The organism is Streptomyces sp. SLBN-31 (assembly GCF_006715395.1).
Lineage (GTDB): Bacteria > Actinomycetota > Actinomycetes > Streptomycetales > Streptomycetaceae > Streptomyces.
The window spans coordinates 51469-64319 of record NZ_VFNC01000003.1; the positions used below are offsets into that span (position 1 = coordinate 51469).

Genomic DNA, 12851 nt, shown 5'->3' on the forward strand with positions numbered 1-12851 from the left:
GTCCCCCAAGCGAGTTGACCGGGCGCTCAGGCATGGCCAATGATCCCGGCCATGCCCGCCTCTGCCATCACCTCCTCCCGTCAGGCCCGGGTCTCCGGTACCGCGTTGCGGTTCGGGCGGGTCGTGGTGATGGGTGCGCTGGCGGTGCTGATTCTGGTCGCCGGGGTGTGGGGGTCGTGGCGGACCGCTCCGTACGTGATGCTCACCAAGGGGCGGGAGCGCGGCACGATCGAGGTGACGCGGTGCGGCGGGCGGAGCTGTACGGGGCCGTTCACGCCGCTCTCGCCCGGCTCGCCGGGGCATGCGCGGGTGGTCATCGACAAGACGGCCGCCGTGAAGAAGGGGAAGTCGTACTCGGTGGTGGTGATGCCGGGGGGCGACGAGGTGGTGCGGTCGGGGCCGGCCGGGGTGCTGTACGCGTGGGTTCCGCTGGGCGGGGCGTTGTTGCTGGCGTCGGTCGTGGTGGCCGGGGGGCTGCGGCGGACGCGGCTCGCGTGGGTGATGGCGGGGTCGGGGGTCGCGTTGCTCACCGCGGCTTTCGTGACCATGTGAGGGGTTTTCGTGTTCTTCACTGCTGTGGAGCACCCAAGTGTTGTCCGTTCGTGATTGACCTCGGGTCAGCCGCGGCTGGATGCTGAGCCGCCCCCTCCACATCTTCCCGTCCGTAACTCGAAGATGGATTTGCCCCATGCGTACCCTCACTCGCGCCGGCGCTCTGTCCGCCGTCGCCGCGGCCGCGTTGTTCTCCGCGCCCGTCGCAGCCCATGCCACCGCTCCCGGGGACAACGGGACCGTGAAGATCCACGACGCCAAGACCGGTGAGGAGCTCAAGCGCAACGAGCCGCACGTCTGCACGTTCTACCTGGACGCGTTCGGTTTCGACGCCGTGCAGGAAGTGGACTGGCACATCGAGGCCTGGGCGCCGAGCGCCGGCAGCAAGGGCGAGACGGTGAAGTCCGGCGCGATCGCGCTGGATGCCAAGGGTCACGGCCGCACCGAGGACCTGTCGCTGCCCGACGGGCACTACAAGCTCTTCTGGAACTTCGACGGCGAGAAGGGTGCCGCGAAGCAGAAGGTGTTCTGGACGGACTGCAAGGACGAGGGCGGCGGTTCCACCCCGTCCTCGTCGGCGTCCCCGTCGTCGTCTGCCTCGGCGTCCGCGTCCGCCTCGCCCTCGGCCGGGTCCTCCGCGTCTCCGAGCTCGTCGCCGTCCGGAGGCGTGTCCGCGTCCTCGTCGCCGTCCGCACAGGGTGGCAGCGACTCGGGCGACCTCGCCGAGACGGGCAACGGCGCGCCGGTCGGCCTGCTGTCGGGCCTGGCGGCCGCGCTGGTGGCGGCCGGCGGCTACCTGGTGGTCCGGCGGCGCCGGGCCTGACAAGGGTGTGAAACGGCGGTGCCCCCGAGTACGACACTCGGGGGCACCGCCGTTTTCGGGCTCAGCCGGTGTTGCGCAGGCCCGCGGCCACGCCGTTGACGGTGAGGAGCAGGGCGCGCGCGAGCAGCGGGTCGGGTTCCTCGCCGGCGGCCGCGGCGTCACGCTGCCGCTTGAGGAGGGTCACCTGGAGGTAGGAGATGGGGTCCAGGTAGGCGTCGCGGATGGCGAAGGTCTGCTTCAGGACCGGGGTGGCGTCGAGGAGTTCGCTCTCGCCGGTCACCCGCAGGACCTCGCGGACGGTCAGTTCGTGTTCGGTGCGGATGGTGTCGAAGACGTGCTTGAGCTCGTCGGGGACGAGGGTGTCGACGTAGTGCGAGGCGATGCGCAGGTCGGTCTTGGCGAGCGTCATCTCGACGTTGGAGATGAAGTTGCGGAAGAAGTGCCACTGCTCGTGCATCTCGTCGAGCACCGTGTCCAGGCCCGCCTCGCGCAGCGCCTTCAGACCGGAGCCGACGCCGAACCAGCCGGGGACGATCTGGCGGGACTGGGTCCAGCCGAAGACCCACGGGATGGCGCGCAGGCCGTCGAGCGAGACGCCGGAGCCGGGGCGGCGGGAGGGCCGGGAGCCCAGGTGCAGGTCGGCGAGCTGGTCCACCGGCGTCGACGCGAGGAAGTACGTCGGCAGGTCCGGGTCCTCGACGAGGGTGCGGTAGGCGGCGTGGGCGGCGTCCGAGATGACGTCCATGGCCGCGTCCCAGCGGGCGAGTGCCTCGTCGGACTGGCGGGGCGCGGTGTGCAGGGCGGAGGCCTGCAGGGTGGCGGCGACCGTCAGTTCCAGGTTCTCCCTGGCCAGGGAGGGGATGAGGTACTTGTCGGAGATGACCTCGCCCTGTTCGGTGACCTTGATCTCGCCTTCCAGAGTGCCCCAGGGCTGGGCGAGGATCGCGTCGTGGGAGGGGCCGCCGCCGCGGCCGACGGTGCCGCCGCGGCCGTGGAAGAGGCGCAGTCGTACGCCGTAGCGGTGGGCGACGTCGCGCAGCCGGCGCTGGGCGCGGTGGATCTCCCACTGGGAGGTGGTGATGCCGCCGAACTTGGAGGAGTCGGAGTAGCCGAGCATGACCTCCTGGACGTCGCCGCGCAGCGCCACCAGGCGCCGGTAGGACGGGTCGGAGAGCATGTCCTCGAGGATGGTGTCGGCGGCCTTGAGCTCGTCGGTGGTCTCCAGCAGCGGCACGATGCCGATCTTCGCCCAGCCGGCGTGCAGGTCGATGAGGCCGGCCTCGCGGGCGAGGACGGCGGCGGCGAAGACGTCGTCGGCGCCCTGGCACATGGAGATGATGTACGACTCGATGACCTCGGGTCCGAAGACGGCGAGGGCCCGCTTGATCGTCTCGAACACGCCGAGGGTCTTGGCGCCGGCGGCGTCGACGGGCGCCGGGGTGGGGGCGAGCGGCCTTCTGGAGCGCAGCTCCTTGGCGAGCAGCCGGGCCCGGTACTCGCGGGGCATGTCGACGTACCGCCAGGACTCCTCGCCGAGGCGGTCGAAGAGCTGGCCGAGGGCGTGGTGGTGGGCGTCGGCGTGTTCGCGTACGTCCATGGTGGCGAGCTGGAGGCCGAAGGCGGCCAGCGTGCGGATGGTGCGGTCCATGCGGCCGTCGGCGAACAGGTCGCCGCGGTGTGCGCGCAGGGAGTTCTGGATGAGGGTGAGGTCGGCGAGCAGCTGGGAGGTGCCGAGGTAGTCGCGGCCGTCCTCGTGCGGGGTGCCCTTGGCGAGGCGCTGCTTGGTGTTCTCCAGCTTCTGCCGGATGCAGGTGGCCTTGAGGCGGTAGGGCTCCTCGGCGTTGAGGCGCTTGTAGCGGGGGCTGATCTCGGGGAGGCGGTCGAGGTCGGCCTGGAGGGATGCCAGGAGTTCCTCGGTGGCGCCGGTGTAGCGGATGGAGTTGGAGAGGAAGCCGCGCAGCTCGTCGATCATCTCCAGGGCGTCGTTGATGCCGTGCTCGTGCTGGAGGATGAGGACGTCCCAGGTGACCTGGGGGGTGACGTTCGGGTTGCCGTCGCGGTCGCCGCCGATCCAGGTGCCGAAGGTCAGCGGCCGGCTGTCGTCCGGCAGCTTCAGCCCGACCCGTTCCAGCTCGGCCGTCAGGTCCTCCAGGACGTCGCCGACGGCGCCCGCGTGGAGCTCGTCGAGGTAGTAGATGGCGTTGCGGGCCTCGTCGGCGGGTTCGGGCCTGACGACGCGCAGCTCGTCGGTCTGCCACACCAGGTCGATGTTCTCGGCCAGGCGGGTGTCGAGGCGGCGCCGGTCGGAGGCGATGACCGGGGTCTCCAGGAGCGCGGCGATGCGCCGGAGCTTGTTGAGCACCGAGCGGCGGGCGGCCTCGGTGGGGTGGGCCGTGAAGACGGGGCGGACGTTGAGGTGGGCGACCGTCTGGCGCAGGTGTTCGGGGTCGGCGTCCTTTAGTCGGTCGGCGGTGCGGGCCAGCAGGCCGCCCTCGGCGGCGCGCCGGGCACGCAGTTCACGGCCGCGGTGCACCTGTTCGGTGACGTTGGCCAGGTGGAAGTAGGTGGAGAAGGCGCGGACCAGCTTGGCCGCGGTCTCCAGTTCGGTGCCGCGCAGCAGTTCAGCGGCGGCCTCTCCGTCCTCGCGCGTGAGGCGGCGGACCTTTTCGACGAGTTCCAGAAGCTCGGGGCCCTCCTGGCGGACGAGGGTCTCGCCCAGAAGGTCACCCAGCCGGCGGATGTCGGCGCGCAGCTCACTGCTGGTCGTCGTGGTCTGGTCGTCGGCACTGCTCACAGGTGCGGCTCCTTGCAGTGTTGAAGCTCGTCTGGGAGGGAACCCGGCAGCCGGGACCGCGCGGCGGGCGCCGCATACGGCCCTGACATCCGGGAATGAATCAGAGCGGACCGCGCTGTCCGACCGACTCCAAGGATAGGTGTCCATGCGGACGCGCAGACTCTCGGGCTCTTGCCGCCGGGCGGGGCACTGCCATACTTACGACGCCGTAGGTTACGGAACCGTAGGAAGGCGTGCCCGGTTTCTACCGTCCGGCATCTCTCTCAACCCTCGACCCCACAGGGGACGCCCATGACCACGAGATCCGATGTGATCGCAGACGCCCCGAAGACGACCGACCCAACTCCCTCGGCCACGCTGGGCGGTGAGCAGAAGCGGTCGATCGAGCAGATCACGCTGCTGCTGTTCATCACCGTTCCGTTCCTCGCGCTGCTTGCCGCGGTTCCGCTGGCGTGGGGCTGGGGGGTGAGCTGGCTGGACCTCGGTCTGCTGGTCTTCTTCTACTACCTGGGCTGCCACGGCATCACGATCGGTTTTCACCGCTATTTCACGCACGGTTCCTTCAAGGCCAAGCGGCCCCTGCGGATCGCCCTGGCGATCATGGGGTCGATGGCGGTCGAGGGCCCTCTGGTCCGCTGGGTGGCGGACCACCGCAAGCACCACAAGTTCTCCGACGCGGAGGGCGACCCGCACTCGCCGTGGCGTTTCGGGGAGACGGTCCCGGCCCTGATCAAGGGCCTGTGGTGGGCGCACATCGCCTGGATGTTCGACGAGGAGCAGACCCCGCAGGACAAGTACGCGCCGGATCTGATCAAGGACCCGGCGATCCGCGCGATCTCCCGCCAGTTCGTGTGGTGGACGGTGCTGTCGCTGGCGCTTCCGCCGGTGATCGGCGGGCTGGTCACCTGGTCCTGGTGGGGTGCGTTCACCGGGTTCTTCTGGGGCTCACTCGTTCGGGTGGCTCTGCTGCACCACGTCACCTGGTCGATCAACTCGATCTGCCACGCGGTCGGCAAGCGGCCGTTCAAGTCGCGGGACCGTTCGGGCAACGTCTGGTGGCTGGCCGTGCTGTCGTGCGGCGAGTCCTGGCACAACCTGCACCACGCCGACCCGACGTCGGCGCGGCACGGTGTGGAGCGCTGGCAGCTCGACTCCAGTGCCCGTCTGATCCGCTGGTTCGAGGCGTTCGGCTGGGCGTACGACGTGCGCTGGCCGTCACGCTCACGTATCGATTCGCGCCGTAACACCGGGGAAGATGGGTCTCGGCGCCGGAAGGAGACCGCCGAGGCGGCATGATTGACGCCGTGGCGACCGACTCCAGCAGCACCGAGAGCACCGACAAACCGCGGCGCGTGCGGCGCACCCGCATGACGGGTGCCGAGCGCCGTCAGCAGCTGCTGGAGATCGGCCGCACCCTCTTCGCGGCGAAGGGCTTCGAGGGCACGTCCGTGGAGGAGATCGCGGCGAAGGCCGGGGTGTCCAAGCCGGTGGTGTACGAGCACTTCGGCGGCAAGGAGGGCCTGTACGCGGTGGTCGTGGACCGTGAGATGCGGCGGCTGCTGGACATGGTCACCAGTTCGCTGACCGCCGGCCATCCGCGTGAGCTGTGCGAGCAGGCCGCGTTCGCGCTGCTGGACTACATCGAGGAGTACACGGACGGCTTCCGCATCCTGGTCCGCGACTCCCCCATCCCGCAGTCGACGGGTACGTTCGCCTCGCTGATCTCGGACATCGCCACCCAGGTGGAGGACATCCTGGGCCGGGAGTTCAAGAGCCGCGGCTTCGACCCCAAGCTCGCCCCCCTGTACGCGCAGGCTCTGGTCGGCATGGTCGCGCTGACCGGTCAGTGGTGGCTGGACGTGCGCCGTCCGAAGAAGGCGGAGGTCGCGGCCCACCTGGTGAACCTGGCGTGGCACGGGCTGGACGGGCTGGAGCAGAAGCCGCGGCTCATAGGGCACCGCAAGAGCTGAGCGCTCCCGTCGCGTGCGCGTCAGTGCTTGAAGACGTCCTTGGCCTTCTCCTTGGCCTGGCGGGCGTCGCCCTTGGACTGCTGGGCGCGGCCCTCGGCCTCCATGCTCTCGTTGCCGACAGCACGGCCCACCGTCTCCTTGACCTTGCCCTTGGCCTGTTCCTTCTTGCCCTTGGCCTTCTGTTCGCCTGCCATCAGAGTTCACTCCCAGTCAGCGGGACTTCACTGTCATACGGCGGGTAGCCCTCAAGGGGCGGGGCAAACTCCGGCAACCGGCTCCAGGAACTCCAGCCGGTTGCCCACGGGGTCCTCGGAGTAGAAGCGCCGGTGCCCGGGCAGATCGCCGTCCCAGACGACCCGCGCTCCACCGGCCTCCAGGTGGGCCGCGTAGGCCTCGATGCCGGTGACCCGCAGCCCCGGGTGTGCCTTCTTCGCAGGCCGGAAGTCCTCCTCCACTCCGAGGTGCAGCTGGACGGCGCCCGCCTGGAACCAGCAGCCTCCGCGCGCGGCGAGCACCGGCGGCTTGGGGATCTCTCTCATGCCGAGGACGTCCGTGTAGTAGGCGCGCAGCAGGTCCTCGCAGCCGGCGGGGGCGGCGAGCTGGACGTGGTCGACGGCGGTGAGCATCAGGCCTCCTTGCGGGCGACGGCGAAGATCCGGCGGAACGGGAACGGGGTGCCGTACGCGGTGGCGGGATAGGCCTCGCGCAGGGCCGCGCGGTACTCGGCGAGGAACTCCTCGCGGGCCTCGGGATCGTCGGCGAGGGCGGTCAGGACGGGCCGCAGCCCGGTCCCTTTCACCCAGTCCAGCACCGGGTCCTCGCCGGTCAGCAGATGCATGTACGTCGTCTCCCACACGTCGGCCGCGCAGCCGAGGGAGGTCAGCCGCTCCAGGTAGGCCTGCGGGGCGAGGACGGCGTCGTCGTGGCGCAGGAGGTCGGCGAGGCGGTCCGCGAAACGGGGGGAGCGGGCGATCTCGCGCATCAGCCGGTGGCTGGGAGCGGAGAAGTTGCCGGGCACCTGGAAGGCGAAGGTGCCGCCCGGTGCGAGCCCCGCGATCCACTCGCCGAACCGCTCCGCGTGCCCGGGGATCCACTGCAGGGTGGCGTTGCTGACGATCAGGTCGTACGGCCGTGCGGGTGTCCAGGTGCGGACGTCGGCGTGGGCGAAGTCGAGGTGTCCCCCGCCGGGTGTGGGTCCCGCGTGCTCGGTCACGGCGCGGTCGAGCATCTCGGGCGAGTTGTCGTAGCCGGTGATGTGCGCGGTGGGCCAGCGCTCAGCGAGCAGGACGGTGACGTTGCCGGGGCCGCAGCCGAGGTCTGCGACGGCCGGTTCGGCGGAGGGCGGGTCGGGGACGCGCGCGAGGAGGTCGGCGAAGGGCCGGGCGCGGTGGCCGGCGTGGCGGAGGTACTGGGCGGGGTCCCAGGCAGGGCTGCTCATGACCGCTACCTTCCCCGCCAAATTCTCTCGATGTCAAGAGACTCGACATCAAGAGACTTCACATCGACACAACCACTACACTGATCGCCATGGAGGACGAGGTCGATCGGCTGGTCGCTGCGTGGCGCCGGGAGCGCCCGGACCTCGACGTGGAACCGCTCGAGGTGCTCAGCAGGGTGAGCAGACTGGCACGGCACCTGGACCGGGCCCGCAGGCTGGCGTTCGCCGAGCACAGCCTGGAGCCCTGGGAGTTCGACGTGCTGACCGCGCTCCGACGCGCGGGGACCCCGTACCAGCTCTCACCGGGACAGCTGCTGACGCAGACCCTGGTCACCTCCGGCACCATGACCAACCGCATCGACCGGCTCACGAAGAAGGGCCTGGTGGAACGGCTGCCCGACCCGAGCGACCGGCGCGGTGTGCTGGTGCGCCTGACGAGCGAGGGCCAGGACCGCGCGGACCAGGCCCTGGCCGGCCTGCTCGACCAGGAGCGGGCGATCCTCGCCGAGCTCTCCCGCGCCCAGCGCGGTGAACTCGCCGGGCTGCTACGCCAGCTGACCGCCCCGTTCGACAACATCCCCGGCTAGGTCCACCGGACCGACCCCGGCCCGGCGGGCGAGGGCGACGGCGGCCAGCGTGCTGTGCACCCCCAGTTTGCCGAGGACGTTCTGCATATGGGTGCGCACCGTGTGCGGCGAGAGGAACAGCCGCTCGGCGACCGCCTTCCGGCCGAGCCCCGCCACCATGCAGCACAGCACCTCGCGCTCCCTCGGCGTGAGGGACTCCACCAGCCGCTCGCTCTCGGTGCGGTGCTTGCGCGCGGCCGTCAGCTCCCTGAGCACGCCCGTCAGCAGGGCGGGCGGCAGATGGGTCTCGTCGCGCAGAACGCCCCGGATGACGTTCAGGAGTCTCGACAGCGAGCAGTCCTTGGCGACCCAGCCGGACGCCCCGGCCTGCAGGGCGAGCGCGGCGCGCCGCGGATCGTCCTTCTCCGCGAGGACGACGATCCGCACCCCCGGCTGCCCGCTGCGCACTCCGGCGACCAGCGAGATCCCGTCGACGAGACCGTCCTCACCCACCTCCTGGACGGGCACGGCGGGCCGCACACCGGGCAGGTTGCCGCCCAGGTCGGCGTCGACGAGCAGCACGTCGAAGCGGCGCCCCTCGGCCGCCGCCCGCTCCAGGCTGCGCAGCGCGGCGGGACCGCTGCCCGCGGCGGAGACGTCGACGTCGGGCTCGGCCGCAAGGGCTGCGGCGAGCGACTCGGCGAAGATGCGGTGGTCGTCGACGACCAGGACTCGGATGCGAACCACGAAACCCCCTTCCCCAGGCTCCTGAAGAGCAGGGGACCCCTTTGTTCGGGAGACGGTACGGGCGCGGGTACGACGCCCGGCGCGATGGCCCGGCACGGCCGCCGCCGTGCAAAAACTGCTACCCCCACTTCGGGTGTCGTACCCGACTGTCTCGCCCCCTGATCGGCACCGGCCCCCACCGGTGCTGCTCATCAGGGTACGGCTGGGGGCCGGGAGGGGAAGGTTATTTGCAGAACTGGCGGTCCGACGCGTTTATCGTGAGCCGCATGTTTCGTCTTGAGACAGAAGTCGACAGGGCCCGGCGCGATCTTCTCCGAACCCGTCTGCGCGAGACCAACATGGCGGCCTCCCCGGTGCTGCGCGCGCTGCGGGGAACCCCAGGTGAACGGGAACTTCCGCTGCACATATGGGCGTTGGACGACACCGACGCCCTCGCGGGCGGACTGGTCGGCCACACCTGGACGACGTGGCTGCACGTGACCTATCTGTGGGTGGACGCGCGCCACCGGGGAGTGGGGCTGGGTTCGCAACTGCTCGCGGCGGCGGAGCGCATCGCGAAGCGGGAGCGTGGCTGTGCTTCCGTGCGCCTGGAGACCTGGGACTTCCAGGCGCCGGACTTCTACAAGAAGCAGGGGTACGACGTGGTGTGCGTGATCCCCGACTATCCGCCGGGGATCACCGAGTACACCCTGACCAAGCGGCTCAGCTGAGCCTGCGGGCCCCGGCCGCCGGGACCGCCTCGAAGATCCGCGGGGCGGTGAACTCCGCCGTCGCGAAGGCCTCCTCGACCGCCTTCGTGATGGTCTCGACGTCGGCGGCCTCCGCCAGGACGATCGCCGAGCCGCCGAAGCCGCCGCCCGTCATCCGCGCGCCCAGGGCACCGGCCGCGAGCGCCGTGTCGACCGCCAGGTCCAGCTCCGGGCAGGAGATGCGGAAGTCGTCGCGCAGGGACGCGTGGCCGGCCACCAGCACCGGGCCGATGGCACGCGGGTCGCCCGCCTTCAGCAGGGAGACGATCTTCTCCACCCGCTCGTCCTCGGTGACGACGTGCCGCACCAGGCGGACCGCCTCCTCGTCGTCGCCCAACCGCGCGAGCGCGTCGTCGAGTTCGGCGTACGGCACGTCCCGCAGCGCGTCGACGCCGAGCAGCGCCGCGCCCCGCTCGCAGCCCGCCCGGCGCTTGCCGTACTCGCCCTCGCTGTGGGAGTGCTTGACCTGGGTGTCCACCACCAGCAGGCGCATGCCCTCGGCCGCGAGGTCGAAGGGGATCTGCCTCTGGGAGAGGTCCCGGGTGTCGAGGAACAGGGCGTGCCCCTCCTCGCAGCAGGCCGAGGCCGTCTGGTCCATGATGCCGGTGGGCGCGCCGACGTAGACGTTCTCGGCGCGCTGGCACAGGCGGGCCAACTGCCAGCGCTGCAGCCCCAGTTCGAACAGGTCGTTGAGCGCCAGGGCGATCACGACCTCCAGCGCGGCCGAGGAGGACAGGCCCGCGCCGGAGGGGACCGTCGACGCCAGGTGCACATCGGCGCCGGTCACCGCGTGACCGGCCTCGCGCAGCGCCCAGACGACACCCGCCGGGTACGCCGTCCAGTTCCGGTCGGACTCCGGTGCCAGGTCGTCCAGACGCAGCTGCGCCACGCCGCCCTCGACGTCCGCCGAGTGCAGGCGCAGCACGCCGTCGGCGCGGCGCGAGACGGCCGCGACGGCGGTGTGCGGCAGCGCGAAGGGCATCACGAAGCCGTCGTTGTAGTCGGTGTGTTCACCGATGAGGTTGACGCGGCCCGGCGCCGACCAGACGCCCTCCGGTTCGGCCCCGTACAGCGCGGCGAAGCCTTCCCGGACCTGCTGTGCACCCACTACTGCTCCCTGGAGATGTTCTGCGCGAACTCCCACGCGTCCGCGACGATTCCCGCGAGATCCGCGCGGGACGGGTTCCAGCCCAGTTTCTCGCGGGCGCTGTGCGCCGAGGCCACCAGGACCGCCGGGTCGCCGCCGCGGCGCGGGGCCACGACCTCGGGGATGGGGTGGCCGGTGACCTGGCGGACGGTCTCGATGACCTGGCGGACGGAGAAGCCCTCGCCGTTGCCGAGGTTGCAGATCAGGTGCTCGCCGGAGGTGGCGGCCTTCAGCGCGAGCAGGTGGGCCTCGGCCAGGTCCGCGACGTGGATGTAGTCGCGCACGCAGGTGCCGTCGGGCGTCGGGTAGTCGTCGCCGTACACCGAGATGGCCTCGCGCCTGCCCTGGGCGACCTGGAGGACGAGGGGGATCAGGTGCGACTCGGGGTCGTGGCGCTCGCCGCACGCGCCGTAGGCGCCCGCCACGTTGAAGTAGCGCAGGGAGACCGCGCCCAGGCCATGGGCGGCCGCCTCGCCGCTGATCATGTGGTCGACGGCGAGCTTGGTGGCGCCGTAGGGGTTGGTCGGCTTCGTCGGGGCGGTCTCGACGATCGGGACCTGCTCCGGCTCGCCGTAGGTCGCCGCCGTGGAGGAGAAGACGAGCTTGCGCACGCCGGCCTCGCGCATCGCGCCGAGCAGCGCCATGGTGCCGCCGACGTTGTTGTCCCAGTACTTCTCGGGCTTCACGACCGACTCGCCGACCTGCGAGAACGCGGCGAAGTGCAGGACGGCCTCGTAGGAGGAGTCCAGCCACTTGGCGGCGTCGCGGATGTCACCCTCGACGAAGGTGGCGCCCGCCGGGACTCCCTCGCGGAACCCGGTGGTCAGGTTGTCGAGGACGGTGACCTCGTGGCCCGCCTCCAGCAGGTGCTGGGCGACCACGCTGCCGACATAGCCCGCGCCACCGGTGACCAGATACTTGCCGCTCATCAACTCGCTACCTCTCGCAGTCGCTCGGCCGCGCGCTCCGGCGGCACGTCGTTGATGAACACGTTCATGCCGGACTCGGAACCCGCGAGGAACTTCAGCTTGCCGGACGTACGGCGAATGGTGAAAAGCTCTAGGTGGAGCGCGAAGTCGTCGCGGTTGACGCCCTCGAACTCCTCCAGCGCGCCGAACGGGGCCTGGTGCCAGGCCGAGATGTACGGCGTCGGCGGCTCGTTCTCGCCGAAGATCCGGTCGAAGCGCCTCAACAGTTCCAGATAGACCTTGGGGAACTCTGTGCGCGCCTCCTCGCCCATCGCGAGCAGGTCCGGCACCCGGTGCTTGGGGTACAGGTGGACCTCGTAGGGCCAGTGCGCCGCGTACGGCACGAACGCCACCCAGTGTTCACCCTCGAGGACGACCCGCCCGTCGGCGAGTTCATGCTCGAGAACATGATCGAAGAGGTTCCCCCCGCCGGTCGCCTCCTTGTACTGGGCGAGTTGCCGCAGCATCAGCGCGGTGCGAGGGGTGGTGAAGGGGTAGGCGTAGATCTGGCCGTGCGGGTGACCCAGGGTCACGCCGATCTCGGCGCCGCGGTTCTCGAAGCAGAACACCTGCTCCACGGAGGCCAGATGCGACAGCTCCGACGTGCGGTCCGTCCACGCGTCCAGCACCAGGGCGGCCTGCTCCTCGGTGAGGTCGGCGAAGGACGCGTTGTGGTCGGAGGTGAAGCAGACGACCTCGCAGCGGCCCGAGTCTCCGGCGAGGGAGGGGAAACGGTTCTCGAAGACGACGACGTCGTACGACGAGTCCGGGATCTCACTCAGCCGCCCGTCCTGGGAGGGGCACAGCGGGCACTCGTCGGCCGGCGGATGGTAGGTGCGCCCCTGTCGGTGCGAGGCGATGGCAACGCTGTCGCCGAGCAGCGGGTCGCGGCGGATCTCGGAGGTGGTGTGGGTCCGCTCCAGGGGTCGCTCGTCCACCGCGTCGCGCACGACGTCGTCGCGCAGGTCGTAGTAGATCAGCTCGCGACCGTCGGCCAGTCGGGTCGACGTCTTCTTCACTGCGGACTCCCTATCCGAGCCACTCACTCAGCTGCACAGCCATCAAACATAACCAAACACATTGGAACACGATCACCC

The 12851-nt window shown here is 70.5% G+C and carries 14 protein-coding genes; 6 read left to right on the forward strand and 8 right to left on the reverse strand.

All coding sequences use genetic code 11. From position 1 onward, the window contains the following. Positions 1-39 precede the first annotated feature (39 nt). Positions 40-552 (forward strand): hypothetical protein, encoded by a 513-nt coding sequence (locus tag FBY22_RS37770; RefSeq protein ID WP_142152686.1) that lies wholly within the window; start codon positions 40-42, stop codon positions 550-552. Positions 553-688: 136 nt separating this feature from the next. Continuing rightward, positions 689-1375 (forward strand): LPXTG cell wall anchor domain-containing protein, encoded by a 687-nt coding sequence (locus FBY22_RS37775; protein ID WP_142152687.1) that lies wholly within the window; start codon positions 689-691, stop codon positions 1373-1375. A gap of 61 nt (positions 1376-1436) precedes the next feature. Here the strand turns inward: FBY22_RS37775 and ppc are convergent, their stop codons facing one another. Then, positions 1437-4169, reverse strand: coding sequence for a phosphoenolpyruvate carboxylase (ppc, locus tag FBY22_RS37780; protein ID WP_142152688.1), 2733 nt, complete (start codon positions 4167-4169; stop codon positions 1437-1439). 291 nt (positions 4170-4460) lie between these two features. Between ppc and FBY22_RS37785 the strand changes: the two genes are divergently transcribed. Together FBY22_RS37785 and FBY22_RS37790 are read left to right on the forward strand one after the other, a co-directional pair. After that, positions 4461-5465 carry a fatty acid desaturase gene (locus FBY22_RS37785; protein WP_142152689.1) on the forward strand — a complete coding sequence of 335 codons (1005 nt, stop codon included), beginning with the start codon at positions 4461-4463 and terminating at the stop codon, positions 5463-5465. Beyond that, a complete protein-coding gene (locus FBY22_RS37790) occupies positions 5462-6139 on the forward strand; it encodes a TetR/AcrR family transcriptional regulator (protein WP_142152690.1) in 678 nt (225 codons plus the stop codon). Before FBY22_RS37785 ends, FBY22_RS37790 begins: the two co-directional genes overlap by 4 nt. A 20-nt stretch (positions 6140-6159) precedes the next feature. On the opposite strand, the gene FBY22_RS37795 is transcribed toward FBY22_RS37790, so the two are convergent. From FBY22_RS37795 to FBY22_RS37805, 3 genes are read right to left on the reverse strand one after another with little or no spacing between them, the layout of a single operon-like run. Continuing rightward, the gene (locus FBY22_RS37795) at positions 6160-6333 is read right to left on the reverse strand and encodes a CsbD family protein (RefSeq protein ID WP_142152691.1); all 174 of its coding nucleotides are present in this window, start codon (positions 6331-6333) and stop codon (positions 6160-6162) included. A 51-nt stretch (positions 6334-6384) separates the two neighbouring features. Continuing rightward, positions 6385-6765, reverse strand: coding sequence for a VOC family protein (locus FBY22_RS37800; RefSeq protein WP_142152692.1), 381 nt, complete (start codon positions 6763-6765; stop codon positions 6385-6387). Beyond that, positions 6765-7577, reverse strand: coding sequence for a trans-aconitate 2-methyltransferase (locus tag FBY22_RS37805; protein WP_142152693.1), 813 nt, complete (start codon positions 7575-7577; stop codon positions 6765-6767). The genes FBY22_RS37800 and FBY22_RS37805 overlap by 1 nt, the downstream gene beginning before the upstream one ends. 89 nt (positions 7578-7666) lie before the next feature. Here FBY22_RS37805 and FBY22_RS37810 point away from each other — a divergent pair, with 89 nt between their 5' ends. Continuing rightward, positions 7667-8164 (forward strand): MarR family winged helix-turn-helix transcriptional regulator, encoded by a 498-nt coding sequence (locus FBY22_RS37810; RefSeq protein ID WP_142152694.1) that lies wholly within the window; start codon positions 7667-7669, stop codon positions 8162-8164. Here the strand turns inward: FBY22_RS37810 and FBY22_RS37815 are convergent. Further along, positions 8123-8890, reverse strand: coding sequence for a response regulator transcription factor (locus tag FBY22_RS37815; RefSeq protein WP_142152695.1), 768 nt, complete (start codon positions 8888-8890; stop codon positions 8123-8125). The two genes, FBY22_RS37810 and FBY22_RS37815, sit on opposite strands and share 42 nt — an antisense overlap. Before the next feature lie 266 nt (positions 8891-9156). On the opposite strand from FBY22_RS37815, the gene FBY22_RS37820 reads away from it, so the two are divergent. Continuing rightward, positions 9157-9600 (forward strand): N-acetyltransferase, encoded by a 444-nt coding sequence (locus FBY22_RS37820; RefSeq protein ID WP_142152696.1) that lies wholly within the window; start codon positions 9157-9159, stop codon positions 9598-9600. Here FBY22_RS37820 and galK read toward each other — a convergent pair. The 3 genes from galK to galT are packed head-to-tail and all read right to left on the reverse strand — an operon-like array spanning position 9593 to position 12773. Beyond that, entirely contained in the window at positions 9593-10747 is a 1155-nt protein-coding gene (gene galK / locus FBY22_RS37825) for a galactokinase (RefSeq protein ID WP_142152697.1), read from the reverse strand. The genes FBY22_RS37820 and galK overlap by 8 nt on opposite strands. Continuing rightward, positions 10747-11715 (reverse strand): UDP-glucose 4-epimerase GalE, encoded by a 969-nt coding sequence (gene galE / locus FBY22_RS37830; RefSeq protein WP_142152698.1) that lies wholly within the window; start codon positions 11713-11715, stop codon positions 10747-10749. Before galE ends, galK begins: the two co-directional genes overlap by 1 nt. Then, entirely contained in the window at positions 11715-12773 is a 1059-nt protein-coding gene (gene galT / locus FBY22_RS37835) for a galactose-1-phosphate uridylyltransferase (RefSeq protein WP_142152699.1), read from the reverse strand. The genes galE and galT overlap by 1 nt, the downstream gene beginning before the upstream one ends. Positions 12774-12851: the final 78 nt, after the last annotated feature.